This window comes from Chondrinema litorale, assembly GCF_026250525.1.
Classification (GTDB): Bacteria; Bacteroidota; Bacteroidia; order Cytophagales; family Flammeovirgaceae; genus Chondrinema; species Chondrinema litorale.
The window spans coordinates 520,810-546,302 of the sequence record NZ_CP111044.1 but is presented as its reverse complement, the minus strand read 5'-3'; the positions used below and the strand labels follow the sequence as shown (position 1 = coordinate 546,302).

Annotated in this window: 17 protein-coding genes and 1 pseudogene; 12 read left to right on the top strand and 6 right to left on the bottom strand. The window is 31.9% G+C overall.

The features are described from left to right. Positions 1-87: 87 nt before the first annotated feature. Positions 88-1,005: a LysR family transcriptional regulator gene (locus tag OQ292_RS22530; protein WP_284686205.1), complete on the bottom strand. Its 918-nt coding sequence runs from the start codon at positions 1,003-1,005 to the stop codon at positions 88-90. A 96-nt stretch (positions 1,006-1,101) separates the two neighbouring features. Here OQ292_RS22530 and OQ292_RS22525 point away from each other — a divergent pair, with 96 nt between their 5' ends. The 4 genes from OQ292_RS22525 (at position 1,102) to OQ292_RS22510 (ending at position 5,792) form a co-directional block, all read left to right on the top strand. Further along, positions 1,102-1,704, top strand: coding sequence for an NAD(P)H-dependent oxidoreductase (locus OQ292_RS22525; protein ID WP_284686204.1), 603 nt, complete (start codon positions 1,102-1,104; stop codon positions 1,702-1,704). Positions 1,705-2,053: 349 nt separating this feature from the next. Further along, entirely contained in the window at positions 2,054-3,823 is a 1,770-nt protein-coding gene (locus OQ292_RS22520; protein WP_284686203.1) for a fasciclin domain-containing protein, read from the top strand. A 132-nt stretch (positions 3,824-3,955) separates the two neighbouring features. Beyond that, positions 3,956-5,008 (top strand): sensor histidine kinase, encoded by a 1,053-nt coding sequence (locus tag OQ292_RS22515; RefSeq protein WP_284686202.1) that lies wholly within the window; start codon positions 3,956-3,958, stop codon positions 5,006-5,008. Next, on the top strand, positions 4,989-5,792 hold the full coding sequence (locus tag OQ292_RS22510) for a LytR/AlgR family response regulator transcription factor (RefSeq protein WP_284686201.1): 804 nt from the start codon (positions 4,989-4,991) through the stop codon (positions 5,790-5,792). The genes OQ292_RS22515 and OQ292_RS22510 overlap by 20 nt, the downstream gene beginning before the upstream one ends. Before the next feature lie 144 nt (positions 5,793-5,936). Here the strand turns inward: OQ292_RS22510 and OQ292_RS22505 are convergent, their stop codons facing one another. Beyond that, a complete protein-coding gene (locus OQ292_RS22505) occupies positions 5,937-6,299 on the bottom strand; it encodes a winged helix-turn-helix transcriptional regulator (RefSeq protein ID WP_284686200.1) in 363 nt (120 codons plus the stop codon). Position 6,300: 1 nt separating this feature from the next. Further along, positions 6,301-7,287: an SMP-30/gluconolactonase/LRE family protein gene (locus tag OQ292_RS22500; RefSeq protein ID WP_284686199.1), complete on the bottom strand. Its 987-nt coding sequence runs from the start codon at positions 7,285-7,287 to the stop codon at positions 6,301-6,303. A 139-nt stretch (positions 7,288-7,426) separates the two neighbouring features. Between OQ292_RS22500 and OQ292_RS22495 the strand changes: the two genes are divergently transcribed. After that, positions 7,427-8,575: an MFS transporter gene (locus OQ292_RS22495; RefSeq protein ID WP_284686198.1), complete on the top strand. Its 1,149-nt coding sequence runs from the start codon at positions 7,427-7,429 to the stop codon at positions 8,573-8,575. Between the two features lie 239 nt (positions 8,576-8,814). Then, a complete protein-coding gene (locus OQ292_RS22490) occupies positions 8,815-11,415 on the top strand; it encodes an ABC transporter permease (RefSeq protein ID WP_284686197.1) in 2,601 nt (866 codons plus the stop codon). 334 nt (positions 11,416-11,749) lie between these two features. On the opposite strand, the gene OQ292_RS22485 is transcribed toward OQ292_RS22490, so the two are convergent. Together OQ292_RS22485 and OQ292_RS22480 are read right to left on the bottom strand one after the other, a co-directional pair. Beyond that, positions 11,750-12,889: an ISAs1 family transposase gene (locus OQ292_RS22485; protein WP_284686196.1), complete on the bottom strand. Its 1,140-nt coding sequence runs from the start codon at positions 12,887-12,889 to the stop codon at positions 11,750-11,752. Positions 12,890-12,929: 40 nt separating this feature from the next. Next, on the bottom strand, positions 12,930-14,225 hold the full coding sequence (locus tag OQ292_RS22480) for a sodium-dependent transporter (RefSeq protein ID WP_284686195.1): 1,296 nt from the start codon (positions 14,223-14,225) through the stop codon (positions 12,930-12,932). A 532-nt stretch (positions 14,226-14,757) separates the two neighbouring features. Here OQ292_RS22480 and OQ292_RS22475 point away from each other — a divergent pair. Together OQ292_RS22475 and OQ292_RS22470 are read left to right on the top strand one after the other, a co-directional pair. Beyond that, positions 14,758-15,840: a helix-turn-helix transcriptional regulator gene (locus tag OQ292_RS22475; protein WP_284686194.1), complete on the top strand. Its 1,083-nt coding sequence runs from the start codon at positions 14,758-14,760 to the stop codon at positions 15,838-15,840. 365 nt (positions 15,841-16,205) lie between these two features. Then, positions 16,206-16,976: a phosphatase PAP2 family protein gene (locus OQ292_RS22470; RefSeq protein WP_284686193.1), complete on the top strand. Its 771-nt coding sequence runs from the start codon at positions 16,206-16,208 to the stop codon at positions 16,974-16,976. An 88-nt stretch (positions 16,977-17,064) separates the two neighbouring features. On the opposite strand, the gene OQ292_RS22465 is transcribed toward OQ292_RS22470, so the two are convergent. Continuing rightward, complete coding sequence (locus OQ292_RS22465; protein WP_284686192.1) at positions 17,065-18,378, bottom strand: sulfatase family protein; 1,314 nt, start codon at positions 18,376-18,378, stop codon at positions 17,065-17,067. Positions 18,379-18,771: 393 nt separating this feature from the next. Here OQ292_RS22465 and OQ292_RS22460 point away from each other — a divergent pair, with 393 nt between their 5' ends. The 4 genes and pseudogenes from OQ292_RS22460 (at position 18,772) to OQ292_RS22450 (ending at position 25,433) form a co-directional block, all read left to right on the top strand. Next, positions 18,772-21,459, top strand: a complete 2,688-nt coding sequence (locus tag OQ292_RS22460; RefSeq protein ID WP_284686191.1) for a T9SS type A sorting domain-containing protein — start codon at positions 18,772-18,774, stop codon at positions 21,457-21,459. 621 nt (positions 21,460-22,080) lie between these two features. Continuing rightward, positions 22,081-23,745: a ligand-binding sensor domain-containing protein gene (locus tag OQ292_RS22455; protein ID WP_284686190.1), complete on the top strand. Its 1,665-nt coding sequence runs from the start codon at positions 22,081-22,083 to the stop codon at positions 23,743-23,745. Beyond that, positions 23,682-23,894 (top strand): annotated as a pseudogene (locus OQ292_RS41145) (two-component regulator propeller domain-containing protein); the annotation flags it as partial. The gene OQ292_RS22455 and the pseudogene OQ292_RS41145, both read left to right, overlap by 64 nt. A gap of 57 nt (positions 23,895-23,951) precedes the next feature. After that, positions 23,952-25,433, top strand: a complete 1,482-nt coding sequence (locus OQ292_RS22450; protein WP_284686189.1) for an ATP-binding protein — start codon at positions 23,952-23,954, stop codon at positions 25,431-25,433. Positions 25,434-25,493: the final 60 nt, after the last annotated feature.

Below are 25,493 nucleotides of genomic sequence, written 5' to 3'. Positions count from 1 at the left end.
CATTCTTGCTCTATAGGGTTACAACTCTAAATAATTGAAAAAGAATTACTACAAAATCCGAGGTTGTAATTCCTATAGATTTTAGAATTAATTAACTATTTCTTCTTTCTCTAAGAACTCATTCATCAGCATTTCTTCTAATGTTTTAATTTCGTCCATATATAAAGACTGCTTTCTTTTTCCGAAGTAAAGTGTGTTTTCGATAGGTTTATATCCTTCCCAAACTTTAAATACCTTTTGCTCTCTTAAGGCATCTCCACATAAAAACTCAGATAAAACAGCAAATCCATCACCTCTAGACAAACACCTCAAAATGGAATACTTATTTGGAACTATGTAATTAGGAAAAAAATCTGGTGTTTCATTAAAGTTCTTTTCCCAAAAGGTGTTTAACAAGCGCATGTCAGAAGCGGTATTGTACCAAATTTGTTCTTTGAGCCATGCTTTTAATTCGCTTTTTGTAAGTGAATCAAAATCTGGAATAGCCTCAAGATTTACTTTGTTCCCAGCAATTAAAACCAACTTTTCAACCGTAAAAGCTGAGAATGTAAGCGCTTTATTAGTACTTACTTCTGATGTTAATATTAAATCTAAAGCACCTCTTTCTAAAGCTAAAGTAAGTTGTGGGTTAGATTCAAATTGCATAATTAAGTTAAAATTCAGATCAGGAATATGCTTTTCTAAGGCATGCTGAAAGGTTTCTACGCACATTCCAACAGATACAGTAGCTCTCTCTTTGCCAGCTTTCTTTTTAAATCGGGTTTCAATATCTTCTAATCCAACTAGAGATTGAATCACTTGTTGGTATAGCTGATGTCCTTTTTCAGTGGGAATCATCTTTCTTGCAGTACGTTCAAAAAGTGGAAAGCCAGTATAACCTTCTAAGGCATTTAAATGCAAACTTACACCAGGTTGTGTAATGTAAAGTTGCTTAGCGGCTCCGCTCATTGTACCTGTTTCGTAAATCGCTTTAAATGTTCTAAACCATTCTAAATTCGATTGCATATCTATAACTATTATTATACTTAAGGCAAAGTTAACTTATTTTTATTATAAATGTAGCCCCTTTAGTTTTGCCTATATAATTTTAAAATGATTGTTATGAAAAAGATATTTGTGATTAATGGGGGAAAAATATTCGCACATTCAAAAGGGAGATTCAATAAAACTCTTTTAGAGTTAGATAAGGAATTTTTTACAACAGATCAAGGCTACGAATTAAAATATACAGATATAAACGAGCCATATAATTTAATAGAAGAGGTAGAGAAGTTTGTTTGGGCTGATGTAGTTATTTACCATTTTCCAGTTTGGTGGATGGGGTTACCGTATGCATTAAAAGAGTATATCGATAAGGTTTTTACAGCAGGCCACAGAAAAGGTTTGTATAGAAGCGATGGTAGAAAAGAGGCGAATCCGGCTATAAATTATGGAACTGGTGGTTTGCTTAATGGCAGAAAATACATGACTACCACTAGTTGGAATGCTCCTGAAACAGCTTTTACACTTTCGGGAGAATTCTTTAAACAAACTACTGTTGATGATGGAATTTTATTTGGCTTCCATCGAATGAATGAGTTTGTTTCATTAGAAGCTATGGAAAGTTTTCACTTTCACGATGTGGAAAAAAATAACGGTGAAGAACAAGTGGCAAATCATACAGCAAATTATCTAGCTCATCTCAATAAAGTGTTTAAGGCATAAATTGTTAGTGGGAATTTTATATTTAGAGTTTGAGGATTTTTATTCAATGCATTGTTCTAATTCATTAGAGGCTAGTTTTTCTAAAATTAGCCTCTTGAAGTAAAATAGGGATGTTCTGAATAAAAGGGTTTAATTCTATATAGTCAACATACCTAAGTATTACACTCTTTTTCTAATAAATGAATTAATTTCATCTTTCAGCATTTCCAATTTTAATCTATTACAATTCACTCTATATATTCGACATTTCACACCTTTGCTGTGTTGGCTTACTCCTAATACTTCCTCTTTAGGTTACTAATATATGTTGTTACATGTAAAATATTTAGCAACTAATTTATCAAGTAGTATGAGACTTTCTATTAATAATTTAAGCCTGACAAAATTACTAAACCTCTTATTTTTAGTACTTGCCTTCTCTATCGTGAGTTGTGACGATAATGACGATGGAGATGATATGGAACCGATGAGTACCATTGCAGATGTTGTAAGTGATGACGATCGCTTTAGTACATTATTAGCTGCATTAGAAGAAGCGGATTTGGTAAGTACTTTTTCTGGTACAGCATCTTATACGGTTTTTGCTCCAACCGACGAAGCTTTTCAAGCATATCTAGATGCTAATGACTTAACCGCAGAAGAATTATTAAGCAGCGATGCACTTGCCGAGATTTTACAATATCATGTAGTATCTGGTGAAGTAACATCAACTTCTTTATCAAATGGTGGTGTTGAAACTCTATTAGGAGAAGACATCTATGTAAACATAAATAGTGGTGTAGTAATTAATGGTGTTGCTACTGTAACAGAAGCAGATGTTTCAACCTCAAATGGTGTAATTCATGTAATTGACAATGTACTAGAACCAGCCGCAGGAACTATTACAGAAATAGCTGCGGCTAATGATAACTTTAGCACTTTAGTATCGCTTCTGCAAGAGTATGGCCTAGACGAAGCTTTAAATGGAGATGGACCTTACACAGTTTTTGCTCCAACTAACGAAGCTTTTGAAAAAATCTCAGAAGTAATTCCTACTTTATCTGATGCCGAAATTGAAGATATTCTTAAATTCCATGTAATTCCTGCAAGAGCATTTTCATCTGATTTGGCTTCTCAAGACTATGGAACTCTAAACACAAGAAAAGACCTTAATGTTGATCTTTCTAGCGGAATAGTTATAAACGGAACGGAGGAAGTAGACTCCGCAAATGCCAATATTAATGCTACCAATGGAGTGATTCATGTAATTGACGATGTATTGCTTCCTGAAAGAACTGTAGTAGATGTAGCATTATACAATCCAGAATTTTCGCTGCTAGTAGAAGCATTAACCAAAGCAGATTTGGTAGAAACTTTAGACGAAGCTGAGAACCTTACAGTTTTTGCGCCAACAAATACAGCTTTAGAAGCAGCTCTTGGAGAATTAGGTTTTAGTTCTTTAGACGAAGTACCAGTTGCAGCTTTAGTTCCTATTCTTACTTATCATGTTATAGGTGGAGAAGCCCCATTTTTATCGACAGATTTAAAAGACGAAACATACTATACTACCTTAAATGGAGCGGCAATAAAATTTGATGCTGATATACTGAGTCTGATTGATGCAAATGACCAAGAAATTCCTCTTAATGCAGACTTGTTAGATTTAGAAGAAAGTAACGGTGTGGTTCATGTAATTAATGGCGTATTGCTTCCACCATCTGAAACAGTTGTAGATATAGCAGTAGCACAAGACCCAGAGTTTACAACATTGGTGAGTTTATTAGAAAGAGTAGGCTTAGATACAACTTTAGCATCATTAGAAAGCAAGTTTACCGTATTTGCTCCAACAAATCAAGCTTTTGAAGATTTGGGTGTTGATCCTGAAACATTGACAGACGAGCAATTGACCAATATCTTATTATATCATGTAGTAGATGGTAGAGTTTATTCTTCTGATTTAATGGAAGGCGAAGTGAGCACACTATTAACAGATGCTACTTTTACAGTAAACATAAATGGAAGTGTGAGCATTACCGATAATAGCGAAACTACTACAGAAAATGCAACGGTAGTAACCACCGATATACAAGGCACTAACGGTGTAATCCATATAATTGATAAAGTGATTCTTCCAGAATAAAAACAGCGTTTAGTGTAAATGAGTTATAGAAAAAAGCAGGAACCTGACTTCATTGGAGTCAGGCTCTGTTTTTATTTAATTGATTAGTTTGGCAACTAATTGTTTCTGTAATTTTTTATAAATAATATAACCATGTTTAATATCTCAAATAGATATCTGTATATACTACTTTTAGCGATCTACTCATTTTTAAATATTTTGCTAATAGACGGAGACAGGTTGTTTGTGTTTGAAATTAACATGGCTTATTTGTTCCTAACCATATTTGCGAATGTAATTCTAGTTTGGGAATCGAACCGGTTAATACAAATAGCAGATATTTTTAGAAAGCCTTTCAATAGGTTTAAGGTTAATCATTTGATTATCAATTTTATTTATAGTCTAGTTTGTTGCTTGCTTATTTCAGTAATATCGGTTTTTATTATCTTCGAAATACTATCACATCCTTTTCAAAATTTTTATGTAAACTTTAAACTGGCAGTTGGCTTTACTTTTAGGGTAAACTTATTTCTCCACTGTGTAAATGCAATTGTGTTTTATGTAAACAGGTATTCTGCTACCAAAGTAGAAGCCTTAAGGTTTCAGAAACAGTATGCCGAAGCCAAATTTGATGCACTCAAAAATCAAGTTAATCCACATTTTCTATTTAACAGTTTCAATGTACTTTCAACACTCGTTTACAAAGATCAAGACAATGCCATAGAGTTTATCAATCAAATGTCTAAAGTTTATAGGTATGTTTTAAAGCATCAAGACGAAAAATTGGTAAACCTCAGCGAAGAATTGGATTTTATAGATGCATATATTTATTTATTAAAAATTAGGTTTCAGAAAAAAATAAATTTTGACATTCAGCTTTCTGCTGATGTAGAAAGTCTTTTTATCGCACCAGTTACATTACAAATTCTTTTAGAGAATGCCATAAAGCATAATGAAATTTCCACATCAAATCCCCTTCTAATAAAAATTTACAATTCAACTGATAATAACTATATAATAATCGAAAATACAGTTAAGCCAAAGTCTGATAAATATATAGATTCAACATTTGTAGGACTCAAAAACATTAAGGCTAGATACCAGTTTATCTCAGACAAGAGCATAGAGATAAATTTTAACGAGCGAGAGTTTATTGTAAAAATACCTCTCCTACAAATGCTGGAACATGAAAGTATTAATAGTTGAAGATGAAAATCTAGCTTGTGAAAGACTTGCTGACTTAGTAAAACAATACGACGAACAAATAGAAATTGTAGGTTTTTGTGATACAATCAAAGATACAGTTGATTTTTTTGCGAGGGGAGGCCATGTCGATTTGGTGTTTATGGATATTCAACTGGCTGATGGCAAAAGCTTTGAAATTTTTGAAAAGGTTGATTTAGATACACCAGTAATTTTCACTACAACTTATGAGAGCTATATGTTAAAAGCTTTCAAAACCAATAGCATCGATTACTTATTAAAGCCTATTAATTATTTAGAATTAAAAATGGCTATTGACAAGTTTAAAAAGCTATGGCTTAAAAAGGAGCAATTGGTTACAGCCAATGGAGAGGATATTCATGATTTTTCTGGCTTTGATTATCAAAAACTATTGCTTGCAATTGGCAACAAAGACGAGAAGTACAAAAAGCGATTTTTAGTAAAAGTAGGGGATAAGTTTAAGTTTGTGCCAGTTGAAAACATTGGTTGTTTTTATGCAGAGGGTAAAGTAGTTTATTTGTTAGAAAAAAATAATGCTAAAAGATATATTGTAGATTACACATTGGAAGAACTTGAATCTGAGTACTTAAACCCAAAAAGATTCTATAGAATAAACCGAAAGTTTATTATTCATATTGATGATATCCAAGAAATCAGAAATTATGTAAACAGCCGGCTAAAGGTGTTTATCGATACTCCTTGCAAGTATGATTTAATTGTAAGCAGAGAAAAAGTATTAGATTTTAAGAACTGGATAGATAATTAGATAAATGTTTTGGATTAAATAATTACTAGATTAGCTCTTCTGCTGTTGACTTTCCTTTTTGCGAATAAAGGTCAATAACAAATGAATAATATAAAAGTGAATAAAACTTCATCTCTAAAAAAGCTAGTGATTAATAAGACAGAGTTATTTCTTATTTTCAGGAGGGAAATCAATCCCATTTTCTTTGATTAATTCATAGCCATACTTCATAATTATTTCAATAACAGGAATTGCTTTCTTACCTTTTTCTGTTAAAGTGTATTCTACTTTAGGTGGTACTACTGCATATACTTTCCGGTTAATCATTCCTTTACTTTCTAGTTCTCTTAGCTGGCTAGTAAGCATTTTGTCTGTAATATGGGGGATATCATTTTTTAACTCGCTAAAGCGTTGCGGGCTGTTTTGTAATCTCCATAAGATGGGCATCTTCCAAGTACCTCCTATGTGGCTAATTGCAAATTCTATTGGAGTATAATAAAGTTTTTTATCATGAAAGAACTCTGGCATTTTATCTATTTTTAGTATAAACAGCTATTTTATTATTTTGAACACATCCTATCCAATAAGAATTTCCTACTTCTATAGTTACAGTTCCATTTGCAAATTTTTGATTCCCACCATCAATTAATTTTTGGTAAGTCAGCAACTCAGGATTCAGTTTTATCACTTTAAAATACATGTTTTCTGCATTTATACCCTTACTTGTAAATACTTTGTGGGGTAAACCTTTTTGTCCTGTTATTAGCAATAATCCATCATTTGTCCATCTAATGTTATCGGGTAAAAAATCTATTTTAATACTTGTGAGCTCCAATTTATCTAAACTCATTTTGTAAATAGTTTTGCTAGCCCATTCAGAAATTATCAAATAATCATAAGTAGGGGAGATGGCAATCCCATTTGCAGCAGAAAAAGATTTAGAAGATAAAGCTTGCCATCCAGATATTGAATTCCATTTCCAGATTTGTCCGGTTGGTAATGTCTTTTGAAATTTTTCAAGAAAGTTTCTATCATTAGAATTATACATATTAGTGGCATAAATATTCCCTTCTTTATCAGTAACTAATCCATTAGCCCATACATTTTCTGGAAAAATAATAGATTGAACCCAAGTTAAGTTTGGTTTCTCATTCACTAATGTCAAATTATAAATTTCTATCTTTTCAGTTGATGCATGGTTGATTACATATAATCGAAAATTCGATTTATTTAATTCTTTTAAGTAGATACCATGTGGTGCATACCGTTTATCGTTTTCTATTGTAGCATTGAGAGGTATTATTTTTTCAGTGATCGTGTTTATGGCATATAAACCTCCATACTCATTTTCATTTTTAGCCATAGAACTAATAATTACCCAATTAGTGCAAGGTATTTTAACTAAATCTTCTGGATTATCAATCTGTTTAATATAGTGCGAAAATGATGTTAAATTCTCATTAGATTGAGAATAAAGGCAATGGTTAATAGCAAATAATATTAGTATAATTCTCATGTATTTGTTATTTGATTTTTTCAAATGTATGAGACTTAAATATTGATTAATAGATACTTACTATTTAGTATGATACTTTCGAAATGGTAAGTAAGCACTTTTATAGGGCAACAATTAGGAGTTTTGTGAAAAAACTAAAATGAGATTCAACAAAACTTTATTTATTCTTTCACTAGGTACTTTTGGAATAACCAATACTGAATTTTCTGTTATAGGAATACTGCCAGATTTAGCAAAAGCCTTTAATGTTTCTATAAGTAAAGCCGGTTGGTTATTGAGTGTATTTGCAATAATTGTGGCTGTTTTTGGTCCATTTATGATGATTTTTTTATCGTTAATAAATAAGAAAAAATTATTAGTCTTTTCTTTGATGGTGTTTACCGTATCTAATTTTTTAACTCCTTTAGTTAATCAGTTTAATTACTTACTTTTTGTAAGAATGTTACCTGCTTTTTTTCATCCGGTTTATTGGTCTATAGCATTATCAATTGCCAGACAGAATTCCAAAAAGAGCGAAGTATCTAAAAATATAAGTGTGATTTTTGCCGGTCTCACCATTGCAACTGTTATGGGTATTCCTTTGGCTACTCTTACCTCATCTTTACTAAATTGGAGATTTTCGTTTATCATTTCTGGGCTTATCAATTTAATCTCTCTACTGGGAATTGTTGTGTATTTGCCACCAACCAATAATATGGGAAGTTTAAAAATTCACTATGATTACCAATTTTTAAAGAACAGAATTTTGTGGACGAACTTTCTACTAGTTTTTCTAATCATTACAGCTATGTATACCACTTACGGATATATGGCCGATTTTTTAAAAACAGTTTCAGGTTTGAGTGGTAAGCAAATAAGTATTATGTTTTTGATTTTCGGCATAACAGGAATTTTCGGAAATAAATTAGCTGGGAAATTTATGGATATATCGCCTCAAAAGACTACTCTCTATTTTATTCTAGCATTATTAAGTACACATGTTTTGTTAAATTATTTCGGGATTATGTATATTCCACTAGTGATTATCATCTTGTTTTGGGGCTTAATTCATTCTGGTGGTTTTTTAATTAGCAATGTCGTATTAACTTCAATTGAAACAGAAAACCAAGAAATGTTAAATACCATTTTTACCTCGTGCGGTAATTTTGCAGTTACGGCAGGTTCGATTATCGGAGGATATTGGATTGCTAACAATGGGATTCACAATATTGCATGGGCTAGTATCATCATTCTGTGTTTATCGCTTATAGTATTTAGGCAAAAGTTAAAATTAACTACTAACCTTTAACCTAAAATTCTATCTAAACATTTTGTTGTAATACAGTAGAAATATATACTGATATTTTTGAAGGTTACAAATAAAACCGCTCGGGAGGGATATTTTTGAGACTCTAGAATGATTAGTCATTTTGATGATTTAATTGAAAGATTATAAAAACTGCAATTGCGAATAATATAGTTTAATTATATATTTACTGCAATTACGAAAAATATTACTTTATATAATTAAGTAAACAGAAGATAAAAATGAAAAAATCGCCTGATAATCTACCTCCAAAATGGCCTTTAGGCATATTGAAATTCTTCTTAAAAGATGAATATCTGGAAGAAATAGAGGGTGATATGGAAGAGATATTTCAGGAAAATGTAGAGCAGTTTTCAGTAAAAAGAGCAAGAAGAATGTACACATGGGAAATGCTGAAATTACTACGTCCTACATTACTAAAAAACTCAAATATTTTCTCTTCATCCAACAACGTAGCTATGTTCAGCAATTATTACAAAATTTCGATAAGAAACTTGTTGAAGCATCCGCTAAATTCTTTTATCAATATTGTAGGTTTATCAGTAGCTATTGGTATTTGTCTCGTTGTTTATGCTTTTATAGAATATGCTTATGGCATCGATAACTTTCATCAGAATAAAGAAAAGGTTTTTCTCGCTACTTCTTTAATTAATAGAGAGAATGTAAACGAACAATATGGTACTTCTCCACGACCATTAGGAGAGATATTAAAAGCTGATTTTGAGCAAGTAAACAAGTTTTGTAGGGTAGAAGATCAGCAAGTTGTTTTAAAGTACGAAGATCATGTTTTTCAGGAGCAAGTTCGCTTTACAGATGCAGCGTTTCTAGAAATGTTAACTTTTCCATTGAAGTGGGGCAGTCCACAATCTTTAAACGATGCGAGTGGTATTGTGCTAAGTTCAGATATGGCAATAAAATATTTTGGAGAGACAAATCCAATTGGGCAAGATCTATCTATGATATTTAATAACGGTGAAAATAAAGCATTTAAAGTAGCTGGTGTCGCAGAAGCTTTTCCTAAAACTCATGCAATTCATTTTGATTTTTTAGTCAATTTTGAAAACTTAAAGCTGAGTTCACCCAATTACGATTTTCATGATTGGCGTAATTTTATAAGTGCTACATTAATCGAAGTAGATAACCCTTCTGATATTCTTTCCATCGAAAATACTATACAAAAGTATGTGAAATTGCAAAATGAAGCAGAAAAAGACTGGCCTGTTAGCTCATTCGAATTTGTTGCTCTAGCTAATTTATATAAAAATTCTGGTGCAATAAAGAATGATATCTCAATGAATCCTCCACTTGAAGCTCAAATTGCATTGCCGCTTATAGGTTTGTTTATGTTGTTGCTAGCTTGTTTTAATTACATAAATATTGCAATTGTATCTGCAACAAAAAGATTAAGAGAAATTGGAGTTAGAAAAGTAATGGGAGCAAGTAGAAATAAAGTAATAATACAATTCTTAACTGAAAACCTAATTTTAACTTTTGCTGCAAGTTTATTTGGTTTAATCTTGGCACTTACCGTTTTTATTCCATGGTTTGTACAACTTACTTCAAGACCATTAGAAATCTCACTCGTAGATGAAAAGCTATGGATTTTTATAATAGGTATGATACTGTTTACAGGTTTAGTTTCTGGATTGTACCCATCAATATATATTTCGCAATTTGGCATTATTAAAATATTAAAGAATTCAATTCAATTCGGTAAAAAGAATACAGTTACCAAGCTTTTCTTAGGTATTCAAATGATTTTGGCTTGTATTTTAATCACAGGAGCTGTTATGTTTTCGCAAAACAGTTCTTTTTTATATAAAAAAAAATGGGGTTATAATCCTGATAATGTGGTGTATATGAAAGTGCCAGATTATACAGCATACGAAAGAATGGCTGATGTTTTAAACCAAAAAGCAAAAGTTCTTTCTATTTCCGGATCGAAACACCATTTAGGAAAAACTCAAGATATTAAAGTTTTACATCTTACTGATTTTGAATATGAGGTGAATCATTTAGCTGTTGAGGCTAATTATTTTAACACACTTGGATTACAATTGGAAGAAGGTCGATTTTTTCGAGAAAACTCTGAAAATGACAAAAAGGCAATTATAGTTAATGAACTGCTGGTAAAAAACCTAGGTTTAGAACAGCCTCTTGGCAAACTATACGAAATAGATAATATCAAATACGAAATAATAGGTGTATTAAAAGATTTTCATAATAAGAATTTCTACTACGAGATTCAACCCACGATTTTTACTGTTGCCAAAAAGGAAGAATATACTTATTTGAGTGTAAAGGTAAATAAAAGAGAGCAAGAGCATATTTATGAAGTAATGCAAGCTAATTGGTCTAATTTGTTTCCAGAGCTTCCTTTTACTGGAGGTTACCAAGAAGATGTATGGGGAACCTTTTTTAATGACTTAGAAATACAAAATAAGTTTACTAGATCAATTGCTTTTGTTGCCATTTTGTTAGCAGGCTTAGGTTTATATGGATTGGTTACTTTAAATATATCTGGCAGAGTAAAAGAATTTAGTATAAGAAAAATTTTGGGAGCAGATTTTACAAACATAGTAGTAAGTATTACTAAAGAATATTGGTTGTTGAGTTCAATAGCTATGTTGATTGGCGGACCAATTAGTTATTTTTTAATCAAAAAACTGATTGTTTACATGTATGCATATCCAATACCATTAGGGTTTACAGGTATCATCTTATCAATATCGATACTGATGTTTATATTGTTAGCAGTTGTTTCGACTCAGATAAGAAAGGTGGTAATATCGAATCCGGTAAAAGGCTTAAAAGGTGATTAAATACTAATAGGCTTTAAAAGCTAATAGAAATTGTTAAAACTCTAAATGAACCAATACTGAATCATTGGTTCATTTAGAGTGGAAATATGTTATGGAATAGTGGAGGATACAGGCAAAATAGCTAATCGAGTTTAAAAGAATTCTCGATTGTTTGCTCAAGCATTTTCTCACAATACATTAAAATCAATCTTTAGAATAGCTGAACGCCGAAAAATTTAGTGAGTAATGTTAAGACGAACATAAATCCTAAAACCACTGGGCATACATATAAAATCATAAAGCTGAAATACTTTTCTAAAAGTGAGCCTTGATAGCAAGGGCAAACGCATATAAATTATAATCTAATAATGGTTTCTCTATACTCATCAGAGCGAGCTGCTTTGAGCATTTTTCTATTGAGACTAACCGTATCTTTATTAGATTTTAACAAACTGGTAGCAATTCTGAGAACAGCACCAAAGTTTCGTGCAGCATTATCCTTTCTCTTGGTACTAAAATCTTCACCAAATTGTACATCTAGTGACCAATGTAATTGATTTTCTATCGTCCAATGTCCTCTAATAATTTGATTAAACCGTTCAGGTGTACCCTGTAAACTACTCATGTAATATCTATGCTCACGACTTACTTTACCTGAAGCTACTACTTCTCTATAAGAGGATATTTCGATAATAGTACTTAATCCTGTCCAACCTTGTAAGCACTCTTCTCCTATAAGATGAGCAGGTAATACTCGACACGAACGGCATTCTATCCGTCCATGTCCTTTATCCCAACTATCCACAGCTTTCAACTCAGAGTGACCAAAACAGGATTCCACTTTATGAAGTAACTTCTTTTGATTAGCTTTTAAGCCTATCACGTAATCTGCTTCCTGTTTAACTATCTTCTCTGTAATCTTTTTTTGGCATCCAATCGCATCAATGGTGATAACTGTTCCCTTTAACTCTAGCAAATCTATTAAAGCAGGGATACTGACTATCTCGTTAGATTTATCATCTGTATAATATTGTCCTAAACATATTTGTAGTTCACTACACCAAGCCTCTACTAAATGTACTGCACCTTTACCTCCTTGATTACCAGGTAGTTGCTGTTCTTTCTTAGTAGCACTACGGGATAGTTTTTTTCCATCGAAGTTGATAACTGTTCCTTCTTTTAGTAGTAAACCTTCTGTAACCCAGTCGATAAAGCAGTGCTCAAATGATGTATAATCTAAATGAGAAAATACACGATTAAGGGTGTCATGCGAAGGTGTTCCCTGCAAAAAGGGTAGATATTTACGAAGCCATGTTAATTTTTCCTCTCCAAAATCGGCTATCTCTTCCCAATATCTACATCCACTTATTACCGCACTAACTGTAAGAAATAGTATTTCGTTAAGTGGATATAATTGGTTGCGTTCCATGCGGAAATCTTCAATATTAGATAGCTTTGGTAATAAAGATGATAGGTAACTGCTCGGAGTAGGCATATGAAAAATAGTATTTATTGGAAAGATAAAACTTTTTCATTTATATGCGTTTGCCCTTGCCTTGATAGCTTTTAAATCCATATGAGATTTCAGCCGAAAGGTTATTCATTTTCCATTTATATGCTATAAATATACTTAAAAGAAATCCGCCTAGTGGTAAGCTTATTACAAAGAAGATATCTTGTACTACATCCATAAAAGTTTTGCTGCTTCCTTCATAAAAGGTGAAATTGCTCAAAAAGTCAACTGCTCCGTAACTCAACATACTTGGTAAACCTATTAGAAATATTAAAATGGCCATTACAGATACAGCTTTAATTCTGCTCCATTTTTTTTCATCAATTAGATAGGCTACAGGTACTTCTAACAAAGAAATTGTGGAAGTTAAAGCAGCAAAACAAAGTAGAAGAAAGAAACTGCCACCTACAAATTTACCTACTAATACCGGCATAGATTTAAATACGCCAAGTAATGCAACGAAAACAAGTCCTGGGCCTTCACTAGGAGATTGCCCCTGAGAAAATACTAAGGGGAAAATCATAAGTCCTGCTAGAAAAGCAACAAGGGAATCTGTAATTGTTACCATCGTAGCAGAGCTGATGATATTATCATTTTTGCCAATATAAGAACCGTAAGTAATTAAAGCTCCCATGCCCAAACTTAATGAAAAGAAAGCCTGACCCAAGGCAGAATAAATTGTAGCAGGATTTATCAGGCTAAAATCGGGCAATAGATAGAATTCAACACCTTCCTTTGCATTGGGCAACGTTAATCCATAAATAATAAGAACTATTAAAATAAAGAATAAGGTAGGCATCAGTACTTTAGAAGCACCTTCAATTCCTTTCTGAATCCCTTTATACACAATAAAGGCAGTCAACAACATAAAAATGATACTGTATATTAAATTGTCTAGAAAATCAGCTGTATAGTTCTTGAAATAAGCACTAAAATCTGTTTCTTGGAATATATCTCCTTTTACAATTTGAATAAAATAACCTAATGCCCAACCCGAAACTACATTGTAGAAAGAGAGAATCATAACACCACATATTATCCCAAATAAGCCTACCAAAGCCCAGCTTTTACCACCTAGCTTTTTGTAAGCTCCATATGGATTAGCAAGTGTGTTTCTACCCACTGCAATTTCTCCAACCATAATCGGTAAACCAATTAGAAAAATGCAAAGTATGTAGATTAACAAAAATGCGGCACCACCATTTTGGCCAGCTACATAGGGAAACTGCCAAATATTACCTAAGCCAACAGCAGAACCAGCTGCCGCAGCAATAAACCCTAATTTACTTGAGAAACCTCCTCTACTATTATTATTCATATAAATTGATTACAAATATCAAATATAACATTATCTTTTAAAATGGTTGTTTTAAGTACTTTTTATTCCAATAGAAAATGCCAAAATTAATGTAGTATAGTAAATTAATTGGCATAGCTATTTGGTTTAAATATATGAGACGAAGTTATCATTTTCCTTCAATATCTGTTGATTTAAGACTTTAATAATTAATCTATTCTGGTAATACTGGCAGACTTTTACAATGCTCAACATTACACCAAAACCAATGTTTATTTTAAGACATTGTTATAACATCGTCTTACCACTTTGACCTTTCGAATTTTCTAGCTCAATTTAATCAAAATAGGCTATTTTATATTGTTCAAACTGATTTTGAAGAGCGTTAAATCTATTGATTTTGAGTAGGGATGGCCCCACTTATCTTGAAACTAATAAGGAGAATTAAGCAACATGCAAAGTGATAGCAATTGTAAAACTTGAAAAATCTCTCTAGAACATTTTTATTTGCAGGCCTTATTCGTAGTCAATTTTAAAAAACTCAAACAAACCAGTGGTTATAACTTTTTTAGACATATTTATTCTTACCGCTTTGTTACAAGGTGTTTTTATGGGAACATCTTTAATAATTTCAAGATTCTTAAAAAGTAAACCCAATAAATATCTAGGTCTCACAATCATTACATTAACTTTTTTAACCTTTTTGGGTTGGCAAAGCTCTGATGCACCAATACTAAAAATCTTATTATCAATTAGATGGGATTTTCTATTCCCTGTCTTTTTATTTCACTATTTCATCCTTTATTTAAATCACCGTTTTAAAGATAAATCGTGGACAAAATTCCTCTATTTGCCATTTTGCATTTCTTTAATTATCCATTTGGTATTAGAAGTAGGATTCATTTTTAAATTTTTATCATTTGATAGTTCAAGTTTTGGATTTAAAGTATTTAAGGGCATTGAGTATAACTTAAGCTTCTTTTATGGCTTGTTTTTAATGATTTGGTCTGCTAGGCTAATTTGGACAGATCGCAATATTCAACATGAAAATGAAAAGTGGATAAAGCGAATGAGCATTTTAACTTTTCTATTCTATTTTCTATGGTTTTTGGTAGACAATTTGGCAAACCGTTTAAATTATGATTTTTGGATGGCTTTATGGGTAGGGCTTTCTTGTGCTTTTTTAGGTGTCATATATTTTGGGGTATATCGAATGCAATTACTAAATCAAAAAGAAGAATTGAGTAAGATTTTTAAAAAGCAGAAAAATTTAGGAGAACAAGAATCAAAAACGCCCTCAAATACAGATAAACATTTTAATGAGTTAGAGAAGCTTATGTTAGAAGATAAGCTATACAGAAATCCAGATTTAAGCCGAGATGATGTTGCTGAAAAATTAGGTATTAGTAGTGGTTATTTATCTCAAGTATTAAAAAATGCTTCTGAGAAAAACTTCTCAGATTATATAAATAATTACAGAGTACAGGCCGCTAAGCAAATGTTATCTAACCCAAGTTTTGATAAGTTTTCCATACAAGCAATTGGTACTGAAGCTGGCTTTAAATCTAGAAGTGCCTTTTATAATTCCTTCCAAAAAGCAATTGGCCAATCACCCGGAAAATTCAAAAAAGGGTAATTCTCATGTCCTAATTTCTCAACTTCTGCCATTTGGGGACAGCTAAAACCATTTTTTTTAGTTTTTATGATTTTTGGACGCCTTTCTTTGCAGCACAAAATCTAGTGTTCTCAAATTAATATTTCAAATTGTTCTATGAAAGAAAGCCTAAATAAAAGACTAAGAAAAAACTTCTTAAAACGAGCAGACTCAAATAGTTTCACCATTCTTAACCTAAGCTGCAAAACTGCTTAGAAAGCTCATTTCAATTAATCTTAAAATGTAAATTACTATTAAAGAAATTGGATATTTCGATAAGTTACATTGAAAAATTAACAATGTACTTCCAGTTTCTCTAACCCAATCAATTGCTAAACAACATAATGATGAAAGTATATATTATAATATGTGCCATTATATGGGGCATACCTTTAAATCTATTTGCTCAGCAAAAAGATTCAACTGAAATTTATCAATCTGAAAAGTTGAGTGTCGATTCCATACCAAAGCCAGAGAAACAAATAAGTTTACTAAAAAAATCAGTTTTGCCAGTATCGTTAATTCTTGTAGGCTCAGCAATTAGTGGAAGTCCTTTTGAAAAAAATATAAAGTATAAAATAAGAGATAACATTATCGATGATTTTGCTTTGCCTATAGACGACTTGATGCAATATGTACCAATTGCCGAAATTTATATCGCTGATATTGTTGGAGTGAAAGCTAAGAATCATTGGTTTGACCAAACAAAGTATTTGATTATTTCCAATGTTATTACTTCTTCACTTACACAAGCTGGGAAACGTATAATCAATAAACAACGCCCTAACGGTTCAGACTACTCGTTTCCGTCTGGTCATACATCATTTTCATTCACCAACTCTGCGGTTTTATTTGAAGAATTCCGGGATAGTTCTACAGGATTGGCTTATAGTGGATATTTCCTCACATCGACTGTTGGCGCACTTAGGGTAATTAATAATAAACATTGGTTATCAGATGTATTAGTGGGTGCAGGACTTGGAATTTTAGTTACAAAATTGGTATATCATTATGAACCACTTAAAAACTGGAATCCATTTGAGAAGACTAAAAACCTCACTTTCATTCCTAAAGTCAATGGCTCCAATTATGGTTTTAAATTGATTTATAAGCTGTAATATTTAATTAGTTATCAAAACAGCGATTGAAAGTATGAGATTACATATACTTTCAATCGCTGTTTAAAATGTGCCTATCAGATTAGTTTCACTCCCATTTCGGATGCTTTTTAAATTCATTTTCTAATGTGGTTCTTATTGTAATTTCATCTACTGTGAGTGAATCAAAATGCAGAGGATGTTTTTCCAGTTTATCTTTTTTTAGGTTGTAAAAACTACTGTCAGGGTACAATTTATAAGTTAGTGATCTTACAAATTGATTTCTATATTTATTTACATTTTTGCCCCATTGCGGGTCATAATGCACAAATGCCAACTCCCTCGGCAGTTGCTCTTTGCCGGTTAATAAAGGATAAAAACTTTTTCCATCAGATTGAGCATCACTGTTTGTTAATTGAGCCAATGTTGGAAAAAAATCACTAAACTCAATCAATTCATTATATATAATTTTTTCTTTAATCTGTGCAGGCCAATAAGCTATTAATGGCACATGTGTTCCAGCATCTGTTGTGTTACCTTTTCCACCAATTATAAGTTCATTCGCCAAATGCGATTGAATTGCTGTATTGGTACCATTATCACCTGTGAAAATTACAATTGTGTTTTCATCCAGATTTAAATCTTCTAGTTTATTGATAATCTTGCCTACTATTTTATCTGTATAAGCCACCATATCTTTAAAATAAGTGGGGTCATTTTTATACCTTAATTCTTGATTACTCCAATCTTCCGAATCTGGTGTTGGTACAAATGGATCGTGAACCAAAACCATTGGGTAGTAAACAAAGAATGGTTTGTCTTTTTTTCTTTCAATAAAGTCCAGTATAAAGTTTGAAAAAATATCTGGACCATAATCATCAATATTTCTTTCCAGAACTTTACCATTCTGTTCTATTAATGGGTTTGCGAACCTTTCTCCATCATTTCTACCTTTTGTTAGTTGCCATAAGCAATATTCTTCAAATCCGAATTTATTAGGTCTGGTGTTGTCGTTCCAATCGGTTATCGTGTCTTTATATGCCAGTCCATTTAATTGCCATTTACCAGCTATACAAGTTTGGTATCCAGCATCTTGCATTAGATTTCCAATGGTGTATTCAGATAGATTTAAATGTCCAAAAAAATCGTAGTTTCTGTAGTTATATTTACCAGTCATAATTTTCACTCTGGAGGGCGTGCACAAAGGCTGAGAAACACAATTAGAAAAAAGGATTCCCTTAGAGGCTAACTTATCAATGTTGGGTGTGCTATATGAGGTAGAGCCGTAAGCTCCAATGCATTCATAACCCATATCATCAACCATTATCAATATTACATTAGGTCGATTTTGTTCTGGTTTTGGAGAACAAGATATGATAATTAAGGTAAATAATATTATTAAATTTCGAGTAAAAGTTCTCATTTGTTCTATTTTCAGTAATTAGCAAATTGCTTCGTAGATAAATCTAATACATAGATTCAATTTAATCTTGAATATAACACCAATAGGGTAAATAGAACTTATTATTACCTCTAAACATTAGGAAAAATCAGCATTGTTTATTGGCAAAATAGAAATGATGAATTATTCACCTTTTTGCTTGTAGTGACCTTAGAAGCAGGAAAAACGATTTAAGAAATTTCAGAAGGGTATAGGCTTTAAGCAATATTTTGAGTCTTAACTGTTACTAGTAATAATTAAATATTATAAAGTTATAATTCAATTTAATCGCTATCATAAATAAATAGTACAATACTTACGTTAGAAAAGTGCATTAATAAAAAAATCTATTACGATAGGTAATCAGATACTTTCATGATATATACTAAATTCAATTTAATCTTTACATTTCTTTTTTGTCTATTATTAACCAATTATACACTTGCCCAAGTTACTATAGAAGATGAAGAGCTTGAATCTGATGATAATTTTTCAAGTTCCATGTCATTTACATATAATGCTCCATCAGCAAATAAGCGTCTTATAATTCTTGGAATATCTGCTGAGTTTTCAGGTGCAAATGCTGTGAGCTCAATTACTTACGGAGGAAACTCGCTTACAGAGATTAATGATATTTCTGTAGGTTCTCCACAAAATCAATATGCCGCTTTATTTTATATTAATGATGACGGAATTAGCTCCCGATCGAATAATACAATAAATATTATCTTTAATGATGCCTCAAATAATATAAGGGAATGCTTTGCGAGTCTGGTATTATTGTCAAATGCAGATCAAAATACGCCTGTTTCAGAATCGAGGACTAGCAGTGCTAATTCAGATACAGAATTAACTGTAAACACAGATATTGAAGCATTTGTAAATGATATGGTAGTAAGTGTGATTGCTGATGATGATAATGGGGACGATTTGGATGCTCTAGATGGATTTACCGAATTGCATAATGAAAATGGTAGTCGCAGTACACATGCATTTAGTTATTTAGAAATTACAACTGATGGTGATTACACTCCCGGTTTTGAGATTGATGGAGGAGGACCAGGAGGAGGAGGTTCTTCAAATTCGAGAATGGCTTTAGCCGCAGTGAGGATAAATAGTAGTACAACCAATCCGGGAGGAATTGGAGATGCACTTGAACTTTGGGTAAAAGCTGATAGCGATGTTTTAAATGGTGGAGCTAATGCAAATGATGGAGATGATGTTGATGAATGGTCAGATCAGTCTGGTTCGAGAAGTAATGAATTAATGCCTAGAACGCTAGATGCCCCAACATTTAGAAATAATACAACAGATAATGTAAATTTTAATCCTACAATTGAGTTTGATGGCACTAATACAGCCTTAAGTTTGGGTAATGATTATATCTATTCTTCTAGTGATGGGTTAACAATATTTAGTGTAGTTGTTCCTGATAATAATGCTGCAAGTAAAGACAGACAGTTTATTGTAGATTTTGGTTTCCATGCAGAAGAAGGCTATGGTTTCACATATTCTTCTAATAACATGTTTTCTTATACTTCTATCAACCATGGAGGAGGAGCTATTGATAATACACATTCCAATGGTACAAATCCAGTAATTTTAACCTTCGATGCAGATTTTTCTTCAACTACTGGCCTTTATATAAACAATTCTTTACTTACGAGCACAAGTTCAACTCCATCTGCGCTAACTGCAACAGAAATTAGAGAAAGTACCAATCCAGCAGCAGAGAGGGGGCCTTTTACATTGGGTAGTCAAGCTAAAAGTGGAAATATAGATTGGGATGATTACAGGCGTTTTGATGGCAAAATATCCGAGGTTTTGGTGTATTCAAAAGACATGAGTTCAGTAGAAATACAACAAATAGAAAGCTATCTGGCTATTAAATATGGCATTACCATTGGCAGTATCAGTAACACTTTCGATTATGTAGATAGTGATGGCTCAGTTATTTGGAATGGTAATTCTACCTATCAAAACGATATAGCCGGTATAGGTAGAGATGATGATTCAGGACTAAATCAAAAACAATCTAGAAGTAATAACAGTGATGCCATACTTTCTATTGGATTAAATAATATTGAAGATACCAACTCTGAAAATACCAGTACATTTACAACCGATAAAAGCTTTCTTATTTGGGGTAATAATGGGCAAATTGGAGAAAGTGATGGCTATGATGATGTAGGTACTACAGAAGAAGGGGAAGAAATTGAAATACGCATGAAACGTATTTGGTATGTTGAAAATACAAATAATATAGGTAGTGTAAAGTTACAATTCGACATGTCTGGTGTGCCTGATATTGATGGTTTAGCAGGTGGAAATGATTTGCAATACGTAAGATTATTAATTGATGAAGATGGCACATTTGCCAGTGGAGCTAGTTCTATTCTGTATACAACTTACGATAACTCAACCGATATTATCGAGTTTGATCATGAGTTTACCAGTTCAGATGGCTTTTACTTTACATTAGGCTCAGTGAATGCGGCTGTTACATCTTTGCCAGTAGACTTACTTTATTTTAACACAAAACTTACGGATAACAAACCTTATTTAAGTTGGGCAACTTCTTCTGAATCTAATAATGATTACTTTGAAGTACTTAGATCGTTTGATGGAACAAACTGGGAAAGTATAACTACAATTAATGGAAAAGGTAATTCAGATGAAATGGTAAGCTATTATTACCATGATACTGAACTCAATACTTCCAATACTACCATTTATTATATGCTCAAACAAGTTGATTACGATGGAAATTTTGAGTATTCTGATATCAACTCGGTACAATTACCTAGCAATAAAGCGATCATTTATATTTATCCAAATCCTGTGGAGGATATACTGAATGTGAACTTCTTAAGCAACCAAACCAAGAGTCATAATATCATTTTTGTAGATATTACAGGAAATGTTATCGAAAGTATTTCTACAAGTGAAAACCAAAATGAAATTGATATTAGGCATCTTACTTCTGGCTTATATATCATAAGAGTATCTGAAACAGCCACTCATGAGATTCTTATTAATGAAAAAATTGTAATTACTAAGTAATGGCAGCTTATGCTCATTTTTTATTATAGTAATTTTTAAGAATATGTTGAGGTAATACATTTCCACATGGTTAAGTTTAGTTTCTCAAAAGATGCATGCGAATTATTACAAGTAATTTGGCTGTAAAACTTTCCCAATTTAATGCTAACGTAATTGCCTCTTTTTTCTCAAAAAAGACTATCAAACATAGTAGAAAGAGATTTATCTTAAAGTGTACAGATTAGCTATGCAAGCTCTGGAAATAGCTATTTGATCCCCAAAGATTTTTTGTGGCAAATAGACCATACAGATCATTTTTATACCTTTTATTTATTGCAAATTTTTTTTTTAGAATAAACTCGACTTAAAATTTGGTAAAAAATCTAAAGTAATTTTAGTGTTGATTTAGTAAGGTACTTAGTTTGAAATTAAACTTCATTTTCGCTAAATTGTTTACAGGTTGTTATGTGTCAATATTAGAGGATTATTAAATAAAAAAGTAAGGGTATCGACCTTTTATTAGGTGTTTAATAACATTTATTAGAAGTTGAGTAAATATAAAAAATAATGATAAAATGTATAAATAAGCCATGTAAATCTAATTTTTTATACAAAGAACATATAATTATTTCATTTATAGTTTTGATAGCGCTTACAAAGGTAAATGCTCAATCTCAACTCACATTTCAGAATTATACAACATCAGATGGACTTACAAATAATACTGTTTGGGACATTCTCCAAGATACTTCTGGATATATCTGGATAGCTACTAATGAGGGCATCAATAAGTTTGATGGCTATACTTTTCAAAAATATCTTTATTTACAAGAAGGTAAGATAAAAAACCAAGCAGTAAGATCACTAGAAGAAGACAATCATCATACTATTTGGGCTGGAACTTGGGGAGGAGGTGTTTATATTTATAATGCAACCTTAGATAAGTTTAAACATATTTCTTTAGCTTCAGATTCCTCTAATTACAACTATAACTTTATACATGATTTGCACCTAGACAAAAGTGGAAATATGTGGGTAGGTACTGTAGGTGGTTTGGTAAAATTTAATACTAATGATTATAGTTTTTCATACTTTCAACAAAGTGTTTCCGGTGCAGAAAGTACTGATAATTATTATATATATTCAATTACTGAGGATGAAGATGGTGCAATATGGGTGGGTGCTTCCGAAGTGGGATTAATGAAAATAAATACTAAGGATGAATCAATTGAAAAATTTACTAGCCAATCGGATATTGGAAATAATGTAAATGATTTTGTAACATCAGTTTACTATGATAGAAAAGGAAGATTATGGGTCGGTACTTTTGAAGAGGGACTTGGTTTACTTGAAAAAGGTGAAAATGAATTTATAAACTATAAGTTTGATCCTGATAATGCTAATAGTTTACCTCATAATCAAATTGAAAACATTATTGAAGACAAAGAAGGTAATATTTGGATAGCAACAGACAATGGTCTTAGCTTATATGTTGAAGAGGAAAACAATTTCTTTAATTTTAAAAATAACCCTTATGATAATCTAAGTATATCCTCAAATTCTGTAAAATGTATATTTGTAGATAATAACAATCGCTTATGGGTAGGTATTTATAAAACAGGTGTGAATCTGTCAAATATTTACTCCAAAAACATCAATTACTATTACCAACAAAGAGGGAACAATTCGTTATCCCATAATTTAGTATCTACTTTTATCGAACTAGATTCAAATAATATTTTAATTGCCACTGATGGGGGAGGTTTAAATTGGTTTAATAGCTCGAAAAATGAGTTTACTCATTTTGTACATGATAAAGATAATCCTTCATCAATAGCGTCAAACAAAGTTCTTACTTTAGCAAAGGGACAAAATGATGATATTTGGATTGGTTTCTGGAATGGGGGAATTGATCATTTCAATTTGAAAACACGTAATTTTGAGCATTTCAATATTGATGTAGTAGATTCAGAAAATAAGTTACCAAGTAATAGTATTACCTCAATAGTTAAGGATAGAGAAGGATTATTATGGATAGGCGCTTTCGGTGAGGGCTTACTTTCGTTTGATCCAGTCACAAAAAAATTAGAGTCACACACACCCGAATCAGGCAAGTCAGAGCGCATGGTATATGACAATGTATGGTCTTTATTAGTTGATAAAGATGATAACATTTGGGTTGGGAGCCACGAAGGGTATATTTATAAGTTGAATAGAAAAGATAATAGTTTTGAGTACATAACATATTACCTAGACCTACAGAAGTACAAGGATTTATCACAATCGTACTCTTTGAGGACCATTTAGGTCGGGTATGGACAGGTTTAGAAGGAGGTGGATTACGATTATTAAATGACATCAATCAAACTTTTCCAGTTTATACAACAGCTGATGGTTTACCGGGTAATACGGTTCAATCGATAGAAGAAACCGCTGATGGTAAACTTTGGCTGGGTACAAATGAAGGTATCGTAGAGTTTGACCCTCAAACAAAAAATTTTAGAATTAATAGATTGAATGAAGGTCAGCAAAAACTGACACCTAGCAGACAAGCATCTAAGTTACTTTCTACAGGTGAGCTTGTATTTGGAGGTACTAATGGGTTTAAAATATTTCATCCAGATAGTTTAAAAGATATTAATAATGCTTCTCGAATCATGTTTACAAATTTTGAGATTTTTAATCAACCTGTTCAGATAGGTGCAGAAAACTCACCACTTAATAAGCATATTAATTATGTAGATACTATTACACTTCCACATAATAATTCTGTTTTTAGTATTTCATATACCGGCATTAATTTTATAGATCCTTCAATGATAAAATACCGCTATAGGCTCTTAGGATTTATAGATGACTCTTGGCAAAATGTTGGCATTGAAAGAAAAGTTACCTATACAAATTTACAACCTGGAAAATACGTATTCGAAGTAGAAGGAGAGATAAATGCTGAAAAGATATCTTCAAGAATTTTACATATTATTATTCAACCACCTTGGTGGGCCACTACTTGGTTCAGACTGCTTGCGTTATCTTCGTTATTACTATTACTATATGGTATTTATTGGTATCGTCTAAAAAGAATTAGACAGCAAAATAAAATTCTTGCAATTAAGGTAAATGAAAGGACAAATAGATTACAATCTGCTAATGCCGAATTAAGGCAAAAGAACTATTTTATACAAGAACAAAAGGAGGAGATACAAGCGCAAGCTGAGGAGTTAGAAGAGTATACCAAAGAAATTCATTTAATAAATGAAAGGTTAGAAGATGCAGTAGTAAAAAGGACCGCTAGGTTAAAAAAATCTAATGAGGAGTTGGATAATTTTGTATACCGAGTTTCCCATGATATTAGGGCTCCTTTATCTTCTATACTGGGGTTGATTGCATTAATCAAAATGGAGACTTTGCCTACAAAACTAGAAGATTATATAAATATGGTTAGTCAAAGTATTCATAAGCTAGATACCTTTGTGAAAAACATATTGGATTATTCGCGTAACGCTCGCTTAAAGGTTCAACCAGAAGAAATAAATTTCTCGCACCTTCTTAGTGGTATAGAAGAAGAGCTAAAGTATATGCAAAATACTGGAAACCTCGAATTAATTAGAGAGTTTAATATTGAAGAAAACTTTTATAATGATCCACTACGCCTGCAAGTGATTTTTAGAAATTTGATCTCTAATGCTATTAAATATCAAAATCCATATGAAGAGCATTCTTATGCAAAAATTAAAATTTCGGTTAACGCACAAGAACTCAATTTGCAAATAGAAGATAATGGCATTGGAATTAGAAAGGAGGATCAGCAAAAAATATTTGATATGTTTTTTCGCAGTGATAATAAGACTGCTGGCTCAGGTTTAGGATTATATATAGTAAAAGAAGCAATTGAAAAACTAGGAGGCGAAATCTTGCTAGACTCGCAAGTGCATAAAGGAACAACATTTATTATTAAACTGCCTAATTTAATAAATGCATGTAAGACCTGTTAGACTCTCCAATTTATTAGTGAGTGTAACTAGAAGGTTGTAAGTATATTGTAGTGTTTTCAC